Here is a 20,768-nt window from a genome sequence, read left to right as displayed (position 1 = left end):
GGCTATCCTTTCTTTACTTATCTAGCGGTGCAGGCACTTTTTTTAGACAAAGAAAGAGGATAAAAAAGATGCTGACATAGCCAAAAACCGGGTAAACCGTTGAAATCAGTGTACCGTAACCAATTTTACTAATCACATAGCAGCATATGAGAATAAGGGATATCGTAAAGATGCTGTTCATTCGGATATATGCCCTTACTTGTCTCTCCAGCCCGTATAAATTGCCTATGACGGATGTAAAAACTTCACCGAAGATGACAAATAAATAAATGAGATGAATGGAGTTTGCAACTTGATACACCACCTGGGCCATTGGAATATCAAACGCCTCCAGCATATCTAATGAAGAAAGAGATAAAAAGCAAGCAAGCAAAATGAGTGTCAGCATGACGCCCCCAAGCACCGCTCCCTTTTTAATGACTGCTTCAGAGGTCATTTCATTTGCAACGGGTACTAACACTGCCTGTGACAGTGCTAAATTAAAGGCACCATAGGACACTGCTGATAGTATCCACTCGCCCTCACCCATTTGCAGCGCAAGAACATAACTTTCACTGCTGCTAAAAACAAATGAATCAAGAAACACAATCAATGAAAAGAAAATCAGCATTGGAACGACAAGGACGTTAACACCAAATAGTCCTTTTGAACCTTTAAAGAGTACAATGACGCTCAGAATGATCGTCAAAAAGATCCCATACTCCTTCGAAATGCCAAGCTGTTCTTCAAAAATAGCCCCTGCGCCTGAAATCATGACTGAGGTAACACCGAGTAAAATAAAAAACATCACAATATTAATATATCGACTCGCAGCTGCGCCAAATAAAAACCGGTTCATATCTTGATAAGATTCTGCTTTGATTCGTTTCGAAATCAGCATCATTTTTGCACCAAGGCCAGTAAAAATAACACCGCTAATCAGGATTCCTAATAGTCCAACCCAGCCAAAACGAACAAAAAATTCTACGATTTCTTTTCCTGTCGCAAACCCAGCTCCAACCACTGTTCCTACATATACAAAGGCAAGCTGAAAAGCGGATTCATTTGAACGTTTCATGTGACCCCTCCGCACCCATCACTTTCGATTGTCTCTTTTTTATCCTATGAGACAAGTTCCTTGAAAAGAAGGACAAACCATGATTAAATGCAAAAAAGGATTTTTATCCGTCTTTGAGCAAAACAGTTGAAAGTCAAAATAGGTCAGAGTATACTATAGTCAAAGATGGTCAAACAACAGACCATTTTCTTTAACATTCATTGGTCAAATAAAGTCAAACTTTATTTTAAGGAGGTCATGGCAAATGCGTTGTCAACATTGTCAAGTAAATGAAGCAACTATTCGCCTGAATATGCAAGTAAATTCGTCCCGGAGCCAAATGGTTTTATGTGAAGACTGCTATACCTCTTTGATGGAGCAGTCAAAAATGAAAATGGGACCTCAGCTTTTTGGAGGAAGTTCATTCTTCTCTCAACAGGCAGGTCATGCCCCAAACATGGAGCAGCCAAAACAAAAAGGCTTACTCGATGAGCTTGGCCGTAACTTAACAGATGGAGCAAATGCTGGCTTAATTGATCCAGTCATTGGCCGTGATGAAGAAGTCGCAAGAGTCATTGAGATTTTAAATAGAAGAAATAAAAATAACCCTGTTCTTATTGGTGAACCAGGTGTTGGGAAAACAGCGATCGCAGAAGGACTCGCACTGAAAATTGCGAGCGGCGATGTACCAAATAAATTAAAGAACAAACAAATCTATTTATTAGATGTTTCTTCACTTGTCGCAAACACAGGTGTACGCGGTCAATTTGAGGAAAGAATGAAGCAGTTAATCAAAGAACTGCAAAGCCGTAAAAATATCATCTTGTTTGTAGATGAAATCCACCTTCTTGTGGGCGCAGGATCTGCAGAAGGATCAATGGATGCTGGAAACATTTTAAAACCAGCCCTTGCAAGAGGCGAACTGCAGCTAGTAGGTGCGACGACATTAAAAGAATATCGCCAAATTGAAAAAGATGCTGCACTCGAACGACGCTTCCAGCCCGTTATCGTGGATGAGCCAACACCAGATGAAGCGATCGACATCTTAAAAGGTATTCAAGATAAGTACGAGGCCTATCATGGTGTCACCTATTCAGATGAAGCCATCAAAGCGTGCGTTCAATTATCTTCCCGGTATATTCAAGACCGTCATTTGCCGGATAAAGCCATTGATCTAATGGATGAAGCTGGTTCAAAAGCGAACCTCTCCATTGATGCTGCAAGTGAAGATGAACTGACAAACCGACTTGCGCAAATTGCCGCAGAAAAACAGGCTGCGCTAAAAGAAGAACAATATGAAAAAGCAGCGAAGCTTCGCGATGAAGAAGAAGCCATTGAAGCAAGACTTCAAAACAAAACAACTGACAAAGAGCATATCGTCACAGCAGAGGACATTCAGGCCATTGTGGAACAAAAAACAGGCATTCCTGTCGGCAAACTACAAGCAGACGAACAAACCAAAATGAAAGAAATTGATGTCCGTCTAAAAGCACGAGTAATTGGGCAGGAGCATGCGGTTGATAAAGTGGCGAAAGCCGTGAAAAGAAGCAGAGCTGGATTAAAATCGAAACATAGACCGACAGGCTCCTTCCTTTTCGTTGGACCAACAGGTGTCGGGAAAACCGAATTGTCTAAAACGCTGGCTGAAGAATTATTCGGTTCCAGAGATGCGATCATTCGTTTAGATATGAGTGAGTACATGGAAAAACACTCTGTGTCCAAACTCATCGGTTCTCCTCCTGGTTATGTTGGACATGATGAAGCTGGCCAGCTGACTGAAAAAGTGCGCAGAAAACCTTACAGCATCATTTTGCTGGATGAAATCGAAAAAGCACATCCAGATGTACAGCATATGTTCCTTCAAATCATGGAAGATGGGCGTTTAACAGACAGCCAAGGCAGAACTGTCAGCTTTAAAGATACAGTCATCATCATGACAAGTAACGCAGGCAGCGCAGATAAAACGGTCAAGGTCGGCTTCCAGTCTGATCAGGACGAAGCGATTGAGGAACAATCACTCATTGATTCGCTCAGCAGCTACTTCAAACCAGAATTTTTGAACCGTTTTGATAGCATCATTCAATTTGATTCACTAGACAGAGAGGACTTAGTGAAGATTGTTGATCTTCTGCTTAATGAGCTGTCAGAGCAATTAAAAGAGCAGAATTTAACAGTCCATGTCACAAATGAAGCGAAAGAAAAAATCGCAGAGCTTGGATATCACCCTGCATTTGGTGCTCGTCCACTTCGAAGAACCATCCAAGAGCACGTTGAAGATCAAATGACAGAGATCCTGCTTGAAGAGGAGCAGCTTTCTGGATTTACTGTGGATGTTGAACATGACGAAATCGTCGTAAAAAAAGGATAACTACACCTTCAGGATGATATGCACCTCCATCATGTTGCGGCGGCTAAGTTCCATCTGAACGCTGACGCTCCCCCGCCTCTTTTCCTTTACGATAAAAGAAAAAGAGGTGGATCACATGATGAATTGGAGCTACGATCTTGTCAAAATCATGTATGAAGAAAAATTAAAAGAGCTGCTTCATTTAGATGAACCAGCACAAAATGATTAAATGGAGACTCCCTTTATATGAGAGGGAGTTTCTTCTTTTTACATATACAGAAAGCGCTTTCGTCAAAAATTCTTCACAGAAACTGTCTTAATTTTATATTCTGACTAAAACCCTTCTGGAACACACCGATATTAACTATAGAAAAAGATAGTTAAAGGATTTGGTGAGATAATGGACAAAACATCGTTAATTGGTATTATTTTAGCATTTATTGCACTAGGTGTCGGTATGGTTTTGAAAGGTGTGAGTCTAACTGCTCTTCTCAACCCGGCGGCTATATTAATCATCATTGTTGGGACGGTTGCAGCTGTTGTCATCGCATTCCCTTCTAGTGAAATTAAGAAAACACCAAAATTGTTCGGCAAAATTTTCAAAGACAGCCAGCTTCCAACGATTCAAGAAATGATCCCTCTATTTTCCAACTGGGCACAAATTGCGCGTCGTGAAGGCCTTTTGGCATTAGAAGCAAGTCTTGAGGAAGTCGATGATGATTTTCTAAAGAACGGGTTAAGCATGGCAGTTGACGGCCAAAGTGCTGAATTTATTCGAGACGTTTTAACAGAAGAAGTTGATGCCATGTCTGAACGACATCAGTCAGGCGCATTAATCTTTACACAAGCTGGTACATACGCTCCGACGCTAGGGGTACTTGGCGCCGTTGTCGGACTTATTGCAGCACTAGCCAACATGGGAGATATTGAAGCACTTGGACATGCAATCAGTGCTGCCTTCGTCGCCACACTGCTTGGGATTTTTACCGGGTATGTATTATGGCACCCATTTGCCAACAAATTGAAGCGTAAATCAAAGGAAGAAGTAAAGCTTCGTCTGATTATGATCGAAGGTATTCTTTCTGTTCTTGAAGGTCAATCTCCAAAAGTCATTGAACAAAAACTTCTTATGTACTTACCAGCAAAAGAACGTGCAAATCTTGTCATTGAAGAAGGAGAAAATCAAAATGGCTAGGAAACGTAAAAACCATGATCATGAAGACCATGTAGATGAATCTTGGCTTATCCCTTATGCCGATCTTCTGACGCTTCTTCTCGCCCTCTTCATTGTGCTTTTTGCATCTAGTTCGATTGATGCGGCAAAATATGAACAGATGGCTAAGTCTTTTAATGTTGTTTTTACTGGCGGTACTGGTGTCATGGATCAATCCAGCATGCAAAGCACGGAAGAAACTGAACATAGCAACCAAGTCAAGAAAGCAGCCGAGGAAGAGAAAGATGAAGAAGCCAAAGCAAAGGCTCGAGACCAAGCGGTTCTCACAAAGGTCAAACAGCAGGTCGATTCATTCATTGCAAATAAAAAACTTGGTTCCAAGCTCGAAACAAAGCTTACGGATGAAGGACTTCTCATTACGATTGAGGACAGTATCTTCTTTGATTCCGGACGGGCAGTTATTCGCTCTCAGGATGTCCCGTTAGCAAAAGAAATCTCAAAGCTGCTCGTCATTAATCCCGCTCGTGACATCGTCATTAGCGGACATACAGATAATGTACCGATCAGAAATTCAGAATTTGAATCAAACTGGTATTTAAGCGCCATTCGTGCTGTGAACTTTTTAAATATTCTTCTTGAAAACAGCAACCTAGACCAAGAGAACTTTAGTACAAAAGGATACGGCGAATTCAAACCGATTGCCTCAAACGATACAGCAGAAGGCAGAAGTAAAAACCGGCGTGTAGAAGTACTCATTTTACCGATTGAGAAAAAAGCGAAATAAAAAAGGAAGCCAGCGGCTTCCTTTCAGATTGTTGACAAAGGGCTAAAATGATCTTTATTTTAGCCCTTTGTCTTCTTTTCAGCGTGATAGAAAACCTTTGCAGCCCTAGGAAGGACGAGCACCGGAGCGCAGGACTGACACCGAATGCGAGGGTTTGCCTGCACGCTGAAAAGGAAGCCAGCACTTCCTTTTTATTTATTCTTGATGATCATATAAATGCTTTGCACGCAGCCCTACATGTTTGAGCATATCGATGCAGGCATCTTTCTCTTCTTCGCTCAGGACACTGATCATCTCATGAATTTCTTTCGCATGATCTGGGAAGATGTCATCAAGCAAAGCTCGTCCCTGCTTTGTAATATGCGCAAATGTCACCCTGCGGTCTTCTGCACAAGCCTTCCGGCTGAGGAGTTCTTTCTTCTCCAATTTATCGACCACATACGTGATGCTGCCGCTTGCAAGTAAGATCTTATCACCGATTTGCTGAAGCGGCTGATCACCTTTATGATACAGCAATTCTAGCACAGCAAATTCAGTTGGATTCAGCCCGTGCTTCACAATATGTTTGTTCATGTGATGATTAATTGAGCGATAGGCACGTGATAATACAATAAATAATTTCAATGATTTTTCAACATTATGATTTTCCATTTTTTATCATCCTTTATGAAATGCAACCCACTAATGTGACATTAATAAACAATAAGTAAAATGTCAACATTTTGATCCATCTTTAGCACGAAAATGAGACCAGAACGAATCACCTAATTTTTTAAAAATCACACAAGTCATCGTAATAAAGATAGGTTCAATGCTATAATAAGTCTATTAGGTAATACGTTGGAGCGATGAATGATGAGTATACTCAAAGGGTTTTGGAAGAAGATCAGACTTTACCTTATTTTGGTCATGCTTCCAACCCTAATCATTAGTTATTTTATCTACGAAAAAGAAACTGAAAAAATCGATTTAAAGAACAAACAAACCGCTACACTTATGTTAAATATTCACAAAAACCAAATGAATTATTTAATAAGTGAAACAGAAGCGAGATTAACTTCCCTTGCCATGGGATTTGACCAGCCACTTGAGACGAAAAAAGTACAAAACATCCTAGAGAAAATCTATAAACAAGAACCTCGTTTTTCAGGTCTGTATCTCCTAGACAAAAAAGGAAATGTAACAGCAAGCACCACCCCGTTAAAGGAAAAAATCAACCTATCATTCAGAGATTACTTTAAACGCATTCAAGTGACCAAGCAGACCGTGATCACAGACAACTATGTGAGCCGAATTACAAAACAGCGGATTCTCTCCATTTGTGTGCCTGTTCTCGATGAAAATGAAGAGGTCACCAATGTGCTGATTGCAGCCATTCAAATTGATTATTTAAGAAATATTATGAATGTATTGAATCCTGATCTTCATTTTAAAATGCTGAATCAAAATGGACATGTCGTGTTTACAAGTGGTCCACAGCCAATATCCGAGGGCGGCAGCACCGTGTCTACATATTTAGACGAAAACAGCTGGAAGCTAGAGGTCTTTCCGCAGCGTGCTTCAACAAGTGAAGTGCTGTCTGTGATGCTCATTCCTTTATCCAGTGCGTTTATTTTATTAAATATTTTATTCACACTAGTCCAATATATCGTGTTAAGGCGGCAAACTCAGCAGGAGCGTCATCAAAACGAAGCGCAAAAGCTTGAATTGATCGGAACACTCGCAGCAAGTACAGCACACGAAATTCGTAACCCATTAACAGGGATTAGCGGCTTTATCCAGCTATTGCAAAAGAAGTATCATTCAGAAGAAGATCAGCTCTATTTTTCTGTCATCGAGGAAGAAATTAAACGGATAAACCAAATCGTCAGTGAATTTCTTGTATTAGGAAAACCAACGGCAGAAAAATGGCAGAATAACTCTGTAAAAGAAATTGTAAGTGAGATTATGCCGATCGTTTTCTCTGAGGCAAACCTTTATAATGTCGAAGTGGATTTGCAAATCAATACGATTCAAGATGTGGGCGTGTATTGCACGAAGGATCATATTAAACAAGTCGTTTTAAATGTAGCAAAGAACTCTTTAGAAGCGATGCCAAACGGCGGTCATTTGAAGATTGTGATCGAAGCTGAAAAAGAACATGTCATCATTAAAGTAGCGGATACAGGTGAAGGCATACCAGAAGAGATGTTAAAGCACATCTTCCTCCCCTTTATTACGTCGAAGGAAAAAGGCACGGGTCTCGGGCTTGTCGTGTGTAAACGAATCATTTCGATGTATGGCGGAACAATTGATATTCATAGCGAAGTGAATAAAGGAACGACTGTTATGATCATGCTTCCTTCTGCTCACTCAGCATAGCTGAAGATGTCAGCCGGTTTTGCTTATGCAAGACCGGTTTTTCATGTCAATAAGAGGGGCGGTTCACAGATAAAAGACTCATTTGAGACACAAGATCATGAAAGGAGGGGGCAGATTGTTTCTCATGAAAAAGAAGATGCTGATACTCATTCATCAGGTTGTCCAGTTCTTGACTATATTTAATTGTCATCTCACCAGTGTACCCTTCCACTTGAGCAGCTTCTACCATCTGTTTTCTCTTCTCATCAATGGACATCAGCAATTGTTCTTTCCTTACATAAATATTCATGATCTCAGCTCCCGCAATGATTTCGACTGTCTATGCTCAAAATGATCCGACACCAAAATTATACTTTATTTGTAAATTAAATTAAATATGCTTATTTTATTTAATTTTTTACAGCCTAAAGACCTTTTACCCAATCAAATTTGGGGGTAAACTTCAAATTTGGACAGGACTGTCACATTGATTAAACAGAATTTTATCCTATACAGAAGATCAAAATCAACTATTTTCTTTCACATTTTATGTCTAATTTCCTAAAAAAAAGCTGATCTTCCGCCTCATGCGGAATGATCAGCTCTATCATTAAACCGTTTCTTCCTCGTAAATTGGCACCCAGCCCTCAGTTGTGACAAATATGCGAACTGCGACCACTTTGCGATCCTCTTGAAGTGTAAAGTAATGACGGATGTTTGGCGGAACAGAAATTAAATCACCTGGGTTCAATCTCACATCAAAAAAGACGCCATCCTTGCCTTGAATAGCAAAGATTCCGTGCCCGCTCACAATAAAGCGTACTTCATCATCTGTATGGTGATGCTCACGTTTAAAGTTTTGGAGCAGCTCATCAAGATTTGGCGTGGCATCAGATAATGAAATCACATCCTGCGCTTTGTACCCTCTTTTTTCAGAAATACTTTGGATTTCCTTTTGGAAAACAGTCAAAATCTCTTCCTTTTCCTCATCGGTTAAATCATACTTTTCTGATAAACGGTTTGGCAGCTTTTCAATATCCCAATGCTCATAAATAACCCCTTGGTTTTCTAAATATGATGCAACCTCTTGCTCGTTCTCAAGTAATGTGTTCTCTTCATTGTGAATCAAAATCGTCGCCATGTGCTTTTCCTCCTTTTTATCTTACAAGCTGCTGTTGATACAGCGCTAATTTTAAGTGATAGCTAAATAAAAATTCATATGCTTCTAATACTCGTTTTGCTTCAAAGGCTGTTTTTCCCCAGACCGTGATGCCATGATTGCGAATGAGTACAGCACCAGATGACGCCTCTAGTGTCAGATGTTTGGCAAATTGCTCTGCAAGATGCGGAATATGAGCTGGATTTTCAATAATCGGAATCGACACTTCTGCATCCTCTTCCCAATAACCAAGCGCTTTGATGATTTCGTTGCCTTTAAAACGAATCTCTCCCTTATCCCCATACAGCTCTGACATCACATTATTATCAATGGTGTGGACATGGAGACAGCAGCCTGCTTTCGTCCGTTCATACACGTACGTGTGAAGCAGTGTTTCAGCTGATGGCCTAAGCGTCTCGTTCGGATCATGGGGCTGGCCTGCCGCATTTACTAGCACAAAATCTTCATTTGTTTCTTTTCGTTTATCTTTGCCGCTTGCCGTCACCAAAAACGTGGTTGGATCATCCGACACCTTGATCGATAAATTACCGCTTGTTCCGAAAAACCAGTCTCTTTGGGCCAGTTCACGTTTAACGTCTGCTAGCTCCTGCCAGCGTTTGCTCTTTGCGTCTGCCATTCCTTCACTTCCTTTATTTGAACAAATTGCGCGTGTAGATCAACAAATGTGTCAAACTCCTTATGTACGAGCCCGAGCTCTTGACATTCATTGAGCAAGTAGTCGCGCGCAAACGTAAGATCTGCATGTTTCGCCGCCTCCACATCAGTCACTGAATCTCCGATCATGATGATGAAATCATCCTCATGAGTCAGGTTTCGAATGATTGAGGGCTTGCAGCATCCGCATCCATTTTGACATTGCGTATCGCAGGCATGCGGCCATTCAATCTGAATATGCTCTTCCCCAAATGATGCATGATTGCAATAAATATCGTCTCGATCGACAATGCCTTCGAGGATGGGGTAGACAAAAAAGTCCATCCCCCCACTAAGTACATAGAAAGGAATGTCTGCTTTTTTTACCTCATCCACAAATTCCTTAAATCCTTCTCGAATCTCTGTATCCTCTAAAATAAATGATTGAATGGCTTCCTTCTGATCACTTGTCAGTAATTGAAACATCTGCCCGACGCCTTCTTGAATGGTAATTTCCTTTGACAGGACACCATCCTTCAGTGTCGTCCATTCACTCGGTGCAAACTGTTTCATGATGCGGATGATATTATCATTTTTTGTAATTGTTCCATCAAAATCACAACACACAATTGGTTTTTTCATTATTCTGCTACCCTTCCCCAAAGATCAAGTGCCGCTTTTAAGTCTTGGCAGGAAGCCGCCTTATCTTGGATAGACTCTTCCTGTATAACGGCATCAATGATCGAACGAAATGCCTTCCCTCCGCCGATGGCTCCCCGCGGATGTCCGTGAATGCCTCCACCTGCGTTAATCACATGATCAATTCCAAAATCTTTGATCAATACTGGAACCATTCCTGGATGAATGCCTGCTGACGGGACAGGGAATGTTTTTTGAACCGTATCCTCTTTCACGCAAGCTTCATAGATTCCAAGGGCATCCTTTTTCGGAAGTGCAACCGATCCATAAGGTGAGGGAAAGAGGCTCAAATCAGCGCCAGCATATCGGTTTAATTTGCCTAAAAGAAGAGAATGCGAGAATCCATATTCAGTAGAGGATGTCAATGCACCACTCACTGCGGGATGCGCCATAATAGGCAGTGGAATATCTGGATCCTCAGCTAAGCTTTGCATGACATCAAGACCGTAAGCAAAGACATTGAATAAGAGCGCATCTGCTCCAAGTTCAGCGGCCTTTCTCGCTCGATCCCTCAGGTCAAAGGTTCTGCCCGTTAAATTGACAGCATACAGCGTGCGGTGTCCTGTCTCTTCATAGGTTTCTTTTAAAATCTCTTTTCCTTCTTTGATTCGCTCTTCAAAAGGAGCTAATGGACTTTCAAATAAAATTTCATCGTCTTTGATGAGGTCAACCCCGCCTAATGCCTGTAAACGGAGCTGCTCTTTTAAATCCTGCATATCACGGCCGATAACACCTTTAAAAATACTCATCAATAATGGACGATCAAATACATTTACCTTATTTCGTATGCCATCAATTCCAAATACCGGTCCTGGCAGGCTTTTTTTAAATTCTTCAGAAAATTGGATATCGACTAGCTTCACTTTTCCGTCTAGTGAAAGCTTTCCAAAAATCGTCGTGAAAACAGCAGGTAAATCTGCTGAAAAGTTTGCCTCAGGATAAGCAATGGTCACCTCTGATTGATAAAGGCCATTTTCGACTGGAGCAGCCTTTTCTAATACTTTTTCAACTCGGCCTTTATGCTTTTGAAGCTGCTCCTTTTTGAGCTGCGGCAAATCCGTCCATGATCCAACTGTTAAACCAAGCGCGATCTGCTCCGCTTTTCGATTTATTTGTTCATCCTCTCGATGTGTTAATACGTATGTTGCCAGTAATTCACTCACTAGGAATCCCCTTTCGATTGCGTCATGCATATGTTCAATAAAAAAACCTCTTCAAGTGCTTCTTGAGCGCCTTAAAGAGGTTGTTTCGTGTCATTCATCCGAATCTTATCTCTCAGCGCTTGCTGCAAGAATTAGCACCGTGCTTCATGGAAGTCGGTTGCCGGGCTTCATTGGGCTAGTCCCTCTGCCTACTCTTGATAAGAATATTCAATTTTCTTAAATATTGCCTGAATTATCGCACCATTTTTTTATGTTGTCAATGGCTTTTTTTCAAACAACTTCAAGGCAGCGATGCGCTGAGCAGCTTCTTGTAACCGCTCCTCGCTTGTTAGAAGCCCTACTCTCACGTACCCTTCACCGTGAGCACCAAAGCCATTACCTGGCGCTACAACAACATGCGCTTTTTCTAATAATAAATCAGAAAAGGCTTCAGATGAATATCCTTCTGGCACCTTTAACCAAGCAAAAAATGATCCCTTTGGTGCACTGACTTCCCAGCCAATTTCTTTGCAGGCAGTTATCCACACATTCCGCCTTTTCTCATATCGGTCATTTTGCACCCGTACGCACGTTTGATCGCTTAATAGGGCTTCCGCTGCTGCATCCTGCGTGGCTTTAAACAACGACACAAACAAATGATCCTGATAAAGCTCAATCGCTTCAATAACAGACGGATTCCCTGCCGCAAATCCTACTCTCCACCCTGCCATATTGTACGTTTTAGACAATGTGTAAATTTCTATTCCCGCCTCTTTCGCTCCATCTACTTGCAGAAAGCTGATCGGCTTTTCCCCATCAAATCCAATGCCGCCATATGCAAAATCATGAACAACACAAAGCTTGTGATCTTTCGCAAATGTAACGGTTTTTTCAAAAAATGAACGACTTGCCGTAGCCCCCGTCGGATTGTTGGGGTAATTTAAATACATTAATTTTGCCTTTTTCTTATCATCCTCAGGCAGCAAATCGTAGTCAGGTAAAAAATCATTTTTTTCAAGAAGTGGCATGGTCACCATATGCGCTCCAGCAAGTACAGCACCTGACCAATAATCAGGATAACCAGGGTCAGGGACTAAAAGCGTATCACCCGGATTCAGCAGGCATTGCGGCAGTTCAACAAGCCCTGCTTTCCCGCCAAATAAAATCGCAATTTCCGTCTTTGGATCAAGCGTAACGCCATATTCTCTTTCATAAAAAGCGGCAGCGGCCTTTTTTAATTTCGCTGTTCCACGGAATGAGGAGTATCGATGATTTTCAGGTTTTGCTACCGCTTCCTGCATGGCTTTTACAATGTGCGGAGGAGTTGGCTGATCAGGATTTCCCTGCCCCAAATTAATGATATCTGCCCCTTCCTGCACTTTTTTCTGCACCTTTTGGACAAGAGACGCAAAAAATTGTTTCGGTAATTGTTTCAACACATCTGATTGCTGGAATTCCATTTCTTCACCTTCTATTCAAGTTACGTGACAATACAATCACTGTAATGGATTGTTTTATGAATTGTAAAGCAATTTTGAAAAAAGATTGACATGTAAAGCGCAGCTCTGATAATATCTTGAATTAAGAAATGCAAACAGACACGAAACAATTACATATTGATTTCTCTTATCGAGAGTTGGGCGAGGGATTTGGCCTTTTGACCCCAACAGCAACCGACCGTTAATACCACTGTGAAGTGGGGCGCAGCAAGTAACGCGCCAAGACAATTGTCTTATAGGGCACGGTGCTAATTCCATCAGACGTATGTGCTGAGAGATAAGAGAGGCTTTGAGCATACACACCATCAAGCCTCTTTCTCTCAGGAGAAAGAGGCTTTTTTATATGATTTGGAGGGGAAGCAATTGGTTACACTTACGGCATCATATGAAGAACTAACAGAAAGCTCGGCAGTTGCACTCGCAATTAGACTTGGCTTAATCCAAGAAAGCAGTCATTTGACTTGTACTGAAATCGGCGACGGGAATTTAAATTACGTCTTTCATATTTATGATCACAAACAAGAAAAAGGATTGATCATCAAGCAGGCGCTACCTTATGCAAAGGTGGTTGGTGAGAGCTGGCCTCTTACATTAGACCGGGCAAGAATTGAAAGTGCTGCCCTGATCAAACAGTCAGAATATGCTCCGCATCTCGTACCAGCGGTCTATTACTCGGATACAGCTCTTGCAGTGACAGCCATGGAGGATCTCTCACACTTAGAAATCGTCAGAAAAGGGCTAATTGCCGGAAAACAATATCCGCATTTATCTGATCATGTTGGAGAATTTTTAGGAAAAACACTTTTTTACACGTCTGACTTTGCGACAAATCCTAAAATCAAAAAACAATTTGTGAAGCAATTTACGAACCCTGACCTGTGTGATATCACAGAAAAACTCGTCTTCACAGACCCTTTCTTTGATAGTGAAACAAATGACTTCGAAGAAGAATTAAGAGAATCAGCAGAAGCGCTTTGGGCAGATCTTGAAGTGCAGGCCAAAGCAGCAGAATTGAAGCGTATATTCCTGACATCAGCTGAAACATTGGTTCATGGAGATCTTCATACAGGCAGTATTTTTGCAAATGAGACTGAAACGAAAATCATTGATCCAGAATTCGCGTTTTACGGTCCCTTTGGATTCGATATCGGCCACTTTATCGCCAATCTGTTCCTGAATGCTTTATCTCGCGAGAATGAACACGAGCAGCAGCACCTTTTTGACCATGTCGTCAATGTATGGGCAACATTCAAAGAAGTGTTCACAAAAGCTTGGAAAGAGGACAGCATTGAAGCATTTAGTGTATCGGACAGCTTTTTAGAAACAACGTTTGACCGGATTTTAAAAGAAGCGACAGGCTTTGCCGGCTGTGAGCTTGTCCGCCGAACAATTGGTCTTGCTCATGCCGCTGATCTTGATGCGATTCCATCACCAACTAGACGGATTCAGCAGAAAAAAGCAGCACTGACACTTGGAAAAACATTTATCAAACAATATCATGCAGTGGAAACAGCGTCTGACCTCGTCGCATTATTCCAGCCATCTGTAAAGGAGTGACGGGTTTTGTCAAAAGAATTTGAAGTCCCCCGTTCTGTCGAATGGGAAGAAAACCGTATTAACATTTTAAATCAGCAAAAATTACCGACCGAAACCGTCTTTGAGCATTTATATACGAAAGAAGATGTGTATGATGCAATTGTGACATTAAAAGTACGCGGAGCACCTGCGATTGGCATTACAGCAGCATTTGGATTGGCGCTTAGTGCGCAAGCCATTGAGACAGAAGAAATCGATGTTTTTAAACAAGAAGTGATTCGAATCAAAGAATATTTAAACAGTGCTCGTCCAACCGCTGTGAACCTTGCCTGGGCTTTAGACCGGCTGCTGCAGCGCATTCAGCGTGCAGCGTCAGTGAATGCAGCTAAAACAGATCTTGTCCATGAAGCCATTCAAATTCAAATTGAAGATGAAGAAACATGCAGGCAAATCGGTCAAAATGCACTCCAGCTCTTTAAATCAGGTGACCGTATCATAACCATTTGTAATGCAGGTTCCATCGCAACGAGCCGGTACGGAACAGCCCTTGCTCCTTTTTATTTAGCCAAAAAGAAAAATCTTGACCTTCACATTTATGCATGTGAAACACGCCCTGTTCTTCAAGGCGCTCGTCTGACAACATGGGAGCTCATGCAAGGCGGCGTGGATGTGACACTCATTACAGATAACATGGCCGCCCATACGATGAAAGAAAAGCAAATTTCTGCTGTCATTGTTGGAGCTGACCGTATCGCTCGTAATGGAGATACAGCGAATAAGATTGGAACGTTGGGTCTTGCCGTTCTAGCCAAGCATTTTCACATTCCGTTTTTTGTAGCAGCACCGCTTTCCACTTTTGATGTATCCACCCATGACGGGTCAGATATCCCAATTGAAGAGCGCGACCCGCTGGAAGTAAAGGAATTAAACGGTGTCCCCATTGCACCGCCCGATGTTCAAGTATTCAATCCCGCCTTTGATGTCACTCCTCATCATCTCATTTCAGGCATCATTACAGAAAAGGGAATTATCACATCGAACTATGCAGAAGAGATTGATGCTCTTTTCGCCGAAAGCATCTCCCAATGATCGCAAAAAAGCGCCGTGTTCTTGTCATTTAAGAGCACCGCGCTTTTTTGTTTCTTGATTCGTTTTTGTTAAGATTTCTTCTTTCTGTTCTTCCGTCAAAACGTTCATTTTGACACATAGTGACGTAACTGCATACACTTTACCTTTTTTGCCCCAAAACATGCCAGCGCCCTCCTTTTTCCCTCAACCAACTTTTTTAGCTTAATAAAAGGATATGTTGCTCAGGAAAAATTCGGAACAGGTCAATCGATTTATTTTTGAACAAATGGGATGCCTTCTAATTCAAGGAGGACCGCTTTCATGTCTGTCTTCGATCCTGCATAGCCCGTCAGAGACCGGTCTTTTCCAATCACCCTGTGACACGGAATAAAAATAGGTAATGCATTTCGTCTGTTAGCTTGTCCGATGGCTCTTACAGCCTTGGGATTGCCTATCGCCTCTGCAATGTCTGCATAGCTTTTTGATTCACCATATGGAATGGCCGACAATGCTCCCCACACCTGCTCTTGGAACGGAGAACCTGTTTGCTTGAGCGGGAGATCGAATACTTGACGCTCTCCCTTGAAATATTCATCCAGCTGCTTTTTCGCTTCTTGTAAGACAGGCGTATCTGCTTGCTTTAAATTCACTGCCTGCTTTTTTGCTAAAAACGGCTCATCATCAAACATCACCTCGATGATGGCATCGTCCTTTTCTAGTATGTATAATGCCCCAATGGGTGCGTGATAGACGGTATAATACACGTTACTGCTCTCCTTCTTGTTTCTGCTGCCTTAGTGGAAGCGTGAGATGGAAGACGGTTCCTACGCCTTCCTCACTTTCTACCTCAATGGTTCCTTGATGCTCTTCAATAATTTTATAACTAACCATTAACCCAAGTCCAGTTCCTCTTTCTTTCGTTGTATAAAAAGGCTCACCTAGACGCTTTAGCTTATCCTCCGCCATTCCGCAGCCTTCATCACGCAAGGAAATGACAATATGCTCCTCGCCCTTTCGCTGAATGCTCACATAGACATTTCCTTTGCGCGGCATGACTTCAATTGCATTTTTTAAAATGTTAATAAAGACCTGCTTTAATTGGTTTTGTTCACAATATATCAGTGGTATCTCGTCCAGCACATTGAGATGCATTTGAACATTGCCAAGATTAGCCTGTGCGTGCAGAAGATCCATCGTATCCTTCACAATTTGCACCACATTTTTCTCTTCATATACAATAGCTTGCGGTTTCGCTAAAATCAAAAATTCGGTGATGATGGATTCAATTCTTTTCAGCTCTGATGTGATGACATTAAAATAGAGCGAATACTCTCCTTCTATATTTCCTTTTAACAGCTGAATGAAGCCTTTTAAGGCTGTCATCGGGTTTCTAATTTCATGAGCAATTCCAGCAGCAAGCTCTCCGACCACATGAAGGGTATCTGATTTTCTCACCCGCTCTTCTAATTCCTTCCGCTCTGTCACATCTCTAAAGATCGCCAAATTCATATTATGGATAATGTTGCGTTTAAAAGAGAATTCCAGTATACGCTGATCTGGATGGTTCAGTACAAATGGAACCTCATTGTCCATTTCATCTAATGACATCGCCTCGGCTGGTTGAGCCAAATTTTCAATTTGATAAGGGGCAAGGATGTGGAAAAGATTCATTTCTGTTAAATGATCGTCCTTCAATTGAAGCAGCTCGCTTGCAGATGGATTGACTTCAATGATTCGGTATTGATTATCAAAAAGAACAATGCCGTCCATTGACCCATTAAATACTTTACGGAATTTGAGCTCACTTTCGCGCAGCTCCTGCTCCATTCTTTTTCGATCACTTACATTACGTAAAATGGTTAAGTGCTGTCCTTCTAATACCGCATGCTTTGATGTAAACTCAAGCTCTTTATACTGCCCATTTGCCATTTTGAACAATAGCTCTTCCCTTATTTCATGATTGCGGATATAACGTCTTCTTGTTGGTCTATATCTCTTATCAGATTTGACGAGAAAGTCGGTGAGCTTTTTGCCAATCAGCGAGTGCATCGGTAATTCAAAAATTCGGCAGGCTGATTCATTGGCTCTCACAATCTCTCCATCGTCCGCCCATATAATGATGGCATCCATTGCATTTTCGAAAATTTCTCTAAAGCGTTCTTCACTTTTTAACAGCTTCTCTTCCATCAGTCTTTTTTCTGTAATATCCCGCATGATGGACATATAAAAACCACTCATCACATTTGATGTAATGGTGAGTTCGAATAATTTTTGCTGGCCAGATTGAAGGGTAACAGGAAGCTCCCCTTTTGCTTTCCCTGTTTCTTTAAGTGACGTTAAAAGATGCTGCAAAGCTGGAAGATTATCTCCTTCAACAAATTCATGTAAATAGCGATCGGTTAAATCCGTCTTTTGCAGTTCAAAGCTCTGACAAAAAGAATGATTCGCATCAATCATGCAGCCATCCTGATCAAATATGACCATCCCGTCAATGGCTCGGTCAAACAAATCTTTGAACAGCTGCTCATTCATGGAGCGTTCTCGTTCTAATATTTTCTTTGAAGAAATGTCTCGCATGACCACTATATATTGCTGATTCATGGTGTCATGCTCTGCAACAAATTCAATGTATTTTGTTTCACCACTTTCAAGCTGAATGGAGATTTCTCTTTTTAACGTACCTTTTCGAAAAAATTGATCGAGTGAGCATTCAACTTTATCTTTCGGGATGCCGTATAGGAAATCTAGAACGGATTTATTGAGGAGGTCTTCTTTCGGTGTCTGTACAAGCCTGCATGTTGCTTCGTTGGCTTGGATGATGTTGAGGTGTTGATCAAATATAAAAATGGCATCTAGCGTCTTATTTAACAGCATTTTTTGCTGCATCAACTCAGTTCGCAAATATTCGTTCTCTTTTTCTAATTTTCTGATATCTCCTGCAGGGGTTAATCTATTGCCATCGAGCGTTTCAGTCATTCTCTTACACTCCTTTTCCAGCCTCATTCCTCTACAATATTTCTACAATATTTTCATTGTTCCTTCATTCGACTCATAAAAAAAGATAACTTTTTACACGAAGACTGTCTCATTTATTTCATTTGGATGACAGGATTGTATAACAATTCACTTTTCTTACGCTTCTTTTACAACCGTTCTACAATTTCACATCAAATAGCGAATTAAGCGAAAATGTATTTTAGAATGGGGCAAATAAGGGAACAGTGCACTTAGAACATTTATGTTTGAAATCGAGCAGGAAAGGTGATGTTATGGCATCTTCACGAGATAGTTATTTTGATAATGCAAAATTCCTTCTGATTTTTCTAGTTGTTTTTGGTCATTTGTTACGATCATTCATTCACGATAATGACTGGATGCTCTATTTATACAAGTTTATTTATACCTTTCACATGCCCGCCTTTATTTTAGTTTCTGGCTTTTTTGCAAAGGGGTTTAGAAAACCGGGCTTTATGAAAAAAGTCGCCGTTAAGCTGATCATCCCATATTTAATCTTTCAGGTGATCTATTCGGTTTACTATTACCTATTACAGGATCAAAGCATAACCAATTTAAATCCAATTGATCCGCAATGGTCCTTATGGTTTTTAATTAGTTTATTCTTTTGGAATTTGCTGCTTATTCCTTTTTCAAAACTACCGTTCCACTGGGCAATGATCGTCAGTTTATCGATTGCATTACTTGTCGGTTATGTGGACAGCATCAGCAATACACTCAGCTTATCACGTACGTTTGTCTTTTTGCCTATGTTTTTAGCTGGATTTTATTTAAAAAAGCAGCATTTTGAATTCATTCGTACAAGCAAAGGAAAACTGGCAGCACTTTTTGTATTAATGGCTGTCTTCCTGTTTTGCTACTTCTATGAATTTGATTATTCCTTCTTATTTGGCTCAAAGTCGTATGCTTCACTAGGAGATGAAGGAATGATTGCGGCGATGAAACGAATGGCATGGTATTTGCTTGCATTTGGTGCTACATTCAGCTTCTTTGCATTAGTTCCAACACGCCGTTTCTTCTTTACAAAATGGGGAACAAGAACGTTATATGTTTATTTATTACATGGCTTTGTGATCAAGCTGCTAAGAACCACTTGGTTTGATGACTGGGCGCTAAATGCAGCAAGTGTTCTTATTTTATTGCTGCTGACCATTCTGTTAACCTTTATCCTGTCTAGTACTTTTGTTAAAACCGTTGCACAGCCAGTGATTGAGCTCAAAATGAACAACTTCATGCGAACGATCACCGGCAGGCAGGGGAGTTATATCAAATAAAAAACGATCCTAATGGATCGTTTCAGATTGTTGACAAAGAATGCGAGGGTTTGTCTACATGCTGAAAACGATCCTTATTGGATCGTTTTTTCTATTTCTTATTCTGCTTACATGCAGCATCTTTCTTTGGCTTCATCAACGTATCAATCCATTTGCTGCTGTTGATATCTCCAAGCTCACTGCCAAATTCCTCTTCTAAAATATCTGGGTCCATCGGCTTTTTATGATCCTTCATCTCTTTGCTCTTCACATGCTTCTTAGTCACGGGAGGCTCCCCCTTGTTTCCCTTTATGAGAATTTCGGTTTGCCTGACGATCTCTTGATTGTTCGTCAAATTGGGTTTGACCTTGATCATGCGCCATGCTTTCTGTCGGCGTCATATTATTTGTTAATGCTTCATTTTTCGCTGCTTTTCTTTTCATCTGAATTCATTCCTTTTTTGTCAGGTTTATTTCTTCTCTTAATTGGTCAAGGAGTTCCTTCATTTGCTTGACCGTCACTGGCTTTTCCTCAGGTTTTAACTCAAAGCCAATTTGTCCATTGGCTTCTAGCGTGGCTTTTTTGAGACAGCTGATGTCAGTGATGCCTTGCTGCTTTAAACGCATTTTAAATTGATCCCTTGTGAGCCTTATTTTCTTCAGCTTATGATCAAGCATTTCGCCATCCTGTAAAATCACGACTGATTTTCCAGAAAGTAACTTTTCAAAGAAATCAGATTGAATCGACAGCTTTTCCATAATGACAAGTGCCACAATAAAGATGGTAGCTGCATAAATGGTTTCAAGTAAACTATGCTCAATAAAGGGTTGGATAATAATCGATCCGATTGAAATCATAATGACTGTTTGTTGTACAGTTAATTGACTAATGGATTTAGGTCCTGCTATTCTCAGCAGCAAGGTACCAACTAGCAGCATGACAATTGCTTTCCATAACACATCCAGCACGTCTCGTTCACCTCTTACCTATAGATTGCGAACATCCCATGTGATTTAGCCAGTTAGATAATGGAAATAAAAAAACAGCATTCAAATTGAATGC

The 20,768-nt window shown here is 41.0% G+C and carries 21 protein-coding genes and 2 riboswitches; of the genes, 7 read left to right on the top strand and 14 right to left on the bottom strand.

The features are described 5' to 3' along the window. Positions 1–13 precede the first annotated feature (13 nt). Positions 14–1,057: a YkvI family membrane protein gene (locus NSQ72_RS06490; protein WP_341083634.1), complete on the bottom strand. Its 1,044-nt coding sequence runs from the start codon at positions 1,055–1,057 to the stop codon at positions 14–16. A gap of 244 nt (positions 1,058–1,301) precedes the next feature. On the opposite strand from NSQ72_RS06490, the gene NSQ72_RS06485 reads away from it, so the two are divergent. The 3 genes from NSQ72_RS06485 to motB all read left to right on the top strand — a co-directional run bounded on the left by NSQ72_RS06485 (position 1,302) and on the right by motB (position 5,341). Next, positions 1,302–3,404 (top strand): ATP-dependent Clp protease ATP-binding subunit, encoded by a 2,103-nt coding sequence (locus NSQ72_RS06485; RefSeq protein ID WP_059376921.1) that lies wholly within the window; start codon positions 1,302–1,304, stop codon positions 3,402–3,404. A 379-nt stretch (positions 3,405–3,783) separates the two neighbouring features. Continuing rightward, complete coding sequence (gene motA, locus NSQ72_RS06480) at positions 3,784–4,578, top strand: flagellar motor stator protein MotA (RefSeq protein WP_024424680.1); 795 nt, start codon at positions 3,784–3,786, stop codon at positions 4,576–4,578. Then, the gene (gene motB / locus NSQ72_RS06475) at positions 4,571–5,341 is read left to right on the top strand and encodes a flagellar motor protein MotB (RefSeq protein ID WP_039178076.1); all 771 of its coding nucleotides are present in this window, start codon (positions 4,571–4,573) and stop codon (positions 5,339–5,341) included. The genes motA and motB overlap by 8 nt, the downstream gene beginning before the upstream one ends. 195 nt (positions 5,342–5,536) lie before the next feature. On the opposite strand, the gene NSQ72_RS06470 is transcribed toward motB, so the two are convergent. Next, positions 5,537–5,992 (bottom strand): MarR family winged helix-turn-helix transcriptional regulator, encoded by a 456-nt coding sequence (locus NSQ72_RS06470; protein ID WP_034281539.1) that lies wholly within the window; start codon positions 5,990–5,992, stop codon positions 5,537–5,539. 204 nt (positions 5,993–6,196) lie between these two features. Between NSQ72_RS06470 and NSQ72_RS06465 the strand changes: the two genes are divergently transcribed. After that, the gene (locus tag NSQ72_RS06465; RefSeq protein WP_039178073.1) at positions 6,197–7,702 is read left to right on the top strand and encodes an ATP-binding protein; all 1,506 of its coding nucleotides are present in this window, start codon (positions 6,197–6,199) and stop codon (positions 7,700–7,702) included. A gap of 46 nt (positions 7,703–7,748) precedes the next feature. Here NSQ72_RS06465 and NSQ72_RS06460 read toward each other — a convergent pair whose 3' ends face one another. The 6 genes from NSQ72_RS06460 to NSQ72_RS06435 form a co-directional block, all read right to left on the bottom strand. Next, positions 7,749–7,991 (bottom strand): aspartyl-phosphate phosphatase Spo0E family protein, encoded by a 243-nt coding sequence (locus NSQ72_RS06460; protein ID WP_039178071.1) that lies wholly within the window; start codon positions 7,989–7,991, stop codon positions 7,749–7,751. A 300-nt stretch (positions 7,992–8,291) separates the two neighbouring features. Beyond that, positions 8,292–8,822: a 1,2-dihydroxy-3-keto-5-methylthiopentene dioxygenase gene (locus NSQ72_RS06455; protein ID WP_024426834.1), complete on the bottom strand. Its 531-nt coding sequence runs from the start codon at positions 8,820–8,822 to the stop codon at positions 8,292–8,294. Between the two features lie 16 nt (positions 8,823–8,838). Beyond that, a complete protein-coding gene (locus tag NSQ72_RS06450; protein ID WP_341040538.1) occupies positions 8,839–9,477 on the bottom strand; it encodes a methylthioribulose 1-phosphate dehydratase in 639 nt (212 codons plus the stop codon). Continuing rightward, the gene (locus NSQ72_RS06445) at positions 9,441–10,136 is read right to left on the bottom strand and encodes a 2-hydroxy-3-keto-5-methylthiopentenyl-1-phosphate phosphatase (protein ID WP_341040537.1); all 696 of its coding nucleotides are present in this window, start codon (positions 10,134–10,136) and stop codon (positions 9,441–9,443) included. The genes NSQ72_RS06450 and NSQ72_RS06445 overlap by 37 nt, the downstream gene beginning before the upstream one ends. Beyond that, positions 10,136–11,356, bottom strand: coding sequence for a 2,3-diketo-5-methylthiopentyl-1-phosphate enolase (gene mtnW, locus NSQ72_RS06440; protein WP_341083633.1), 1,221 nt, complete (start codon positions 11,354–11,356; stop codon positions 10,136–10,138). Before mtnW ends, NSQ72_RS06445 begins: the two co-directional genes overlap by 1 nt. Before the next feature lie 102 nt (positions 11,357–11,458). Then, a riboswitch (SAM riboswitch) is annotated at positions 11,459–11,560 on the bottom strand. Between the two features lie 44 nt (positions 11,561–11,604). Beyond that, on the bottom strand, positions 11,605–12,795 hold the full coding sequence (locus NSQ72_RS06435; RefSeq protein WP_341083632.1) for a pyridoxal phosphate-dependent aminotransferase: 1,191 nt from the start codon (positions 12,793–12,795) through the stop codon (positions 11,605–11,607). Positions 12,796–12,959: 164 nt separating this feature from the next. Next, a riboswitch (SAM riboswitch) is annotated at positions 12,960–13,117 on the top strand. A gap of 80 nt (positions 13,118–13,197) precedes the next feature. On the opposite strand from NSQ72_RS06435, the gene mtnK reads away from it, so the two are divergent. Beyond that, complete coding sequence (gene mtnK / locus NSQ72_RS06430; RefSeq protein WP_039178063.1) at positions 13,198–14,391, top strand: S-methyl-5-thioribose kinase; 1,194 nt, start codon at positions 13,198–13,200, stop codon at positions 14,389–14,391. Positions 14,392–14,397: 6 nt separating this feature from the next. Further along, positions 14,398–15,459, top strand: coding sequence for an S-methyl-5-thioribose-1-phosphate isomerase (mtnA, locus tag NSQ72_RS06425; protein WP_341083630.1), 1,062 nt, complete (start codon positions 14,398–14,400; stop codon positions 15,457–15,459). 24 nt (positions 15,460–15,483) lie between these two features. On the opposite strand, the gene NSQ72_RS06420 is transcribed toward mtnA, so the two are convergent. From NSQ72_RS06420 to NSQ72_RS06410, 3 genes are all read right to left on the bottom strand, one after another. Then, positions 15,484–15,621 carry a hypothetical protein gene (locus NSQ72_RS06420; RefSeq protein ID WP_180272401.1) on the bottom strand — a complete coding sequence of 46 codons (138 nt, stop codon included), beginning with the start codon at positions 15,619–15,621 and terminating at the stop codon, positions 15,484–15,486. A gap of 89 nt (positions 15,622–15,710) precedes the next feature. Continuing rightward, complete coding sequence (locus NSQ72_RS06415) at positions 15,711–16,202, bottom strand: methylated-DNA--[protein]-cysteine S-methyltransferase (protein WP_126681741.1); 492 nt, start codon at positions 16,200–16,202, stop codon at positions 15,711–15,713. Position 16,203: 1 nt separating this feature from the next. After that, positions 16,204–18,414, bottom strand: a complete 2,211-nt coding sequence (locus NSQ72_RS06410; protein WP_341083628.1) for a PAS domain S-box protein — start codon at positions 18,412–18,414, stop codon at positions 16,204–16,206. Between the two features lie 293 nt (positions 18,415–18,707). Between NSQ72_RS06410 and NSQ72_RS06405 the strand changes: the two genes are divergently transcribed. Further along, positions 18,708–19,727, top strand: coding sequence for an acyltransferase family protein (locus NSQ72_RS06405; RefSeq protein WP_341083627.1), 1,020 nt, complete (start codon positions 18,708–18,710; stop codon positions 19,725–19,727). A 91-nt stretch (positions 19,728–19,818) separates the two neighbouring features. Here the strand turns inward: NSQ72_RS06405 and NSQ72_RS06400 are convergent, their stop codons facing one another. The 3 genes from NSQ72_RS06400 to NSQ72_RS06390 are packed head-to-tail and all read right to left on the bottom strand — an operon-like array spanning position 19,819 to position 20,674. After that, entirely contained in the window at positions 19,819–19,992 is a 174-nt protein-coding gene (locus NSQ72_RS06400; RefSeq protein WP_189292461.1) for a hypothetical protein, read from the bottom strand. Further along, complete coding sequence (locus tag NSQ72_RS06395) at positions 19,985–20,149, bottom strand: hypothetical protein (protein WP_087975542.1); 165 nt, start codon at positions 20,147–20,149, stop codon at positions 19,985–19,987. Before NSQ72_RS06395 ends, NSQ72_RS06400 begins: the two co-directional genes overlap by 8 nt. A gap of 6 nt (positions 20,150–20,155) precedes the next feature. Continuing rightward, positions 20,156–20,674, bottom strand: a complete 519-nt coding sequence (locus tag NSQ72_RS06390; protein ID WP_341083626.1) for a DUF421 domain-containing protein — start codon at positions 20,672–20,674, stop codon at positions 20,156–20,158. Positions 20,675–20,768 lie beyond the last annotated feature (94 nt).

The organism is Bacillus sp. FSL R5-0659, assembly GCF_038008785.1.
Lineage (GTDB): Bacteria > Bacillota > Bacilli > Bacillales > Bacillaceae > Bacillus > Bacillus safensis.
Note: the sequence above shows the minus strand (reverse complement) of the source record. Positions and strands in the feature narration are given on the sequence as shown.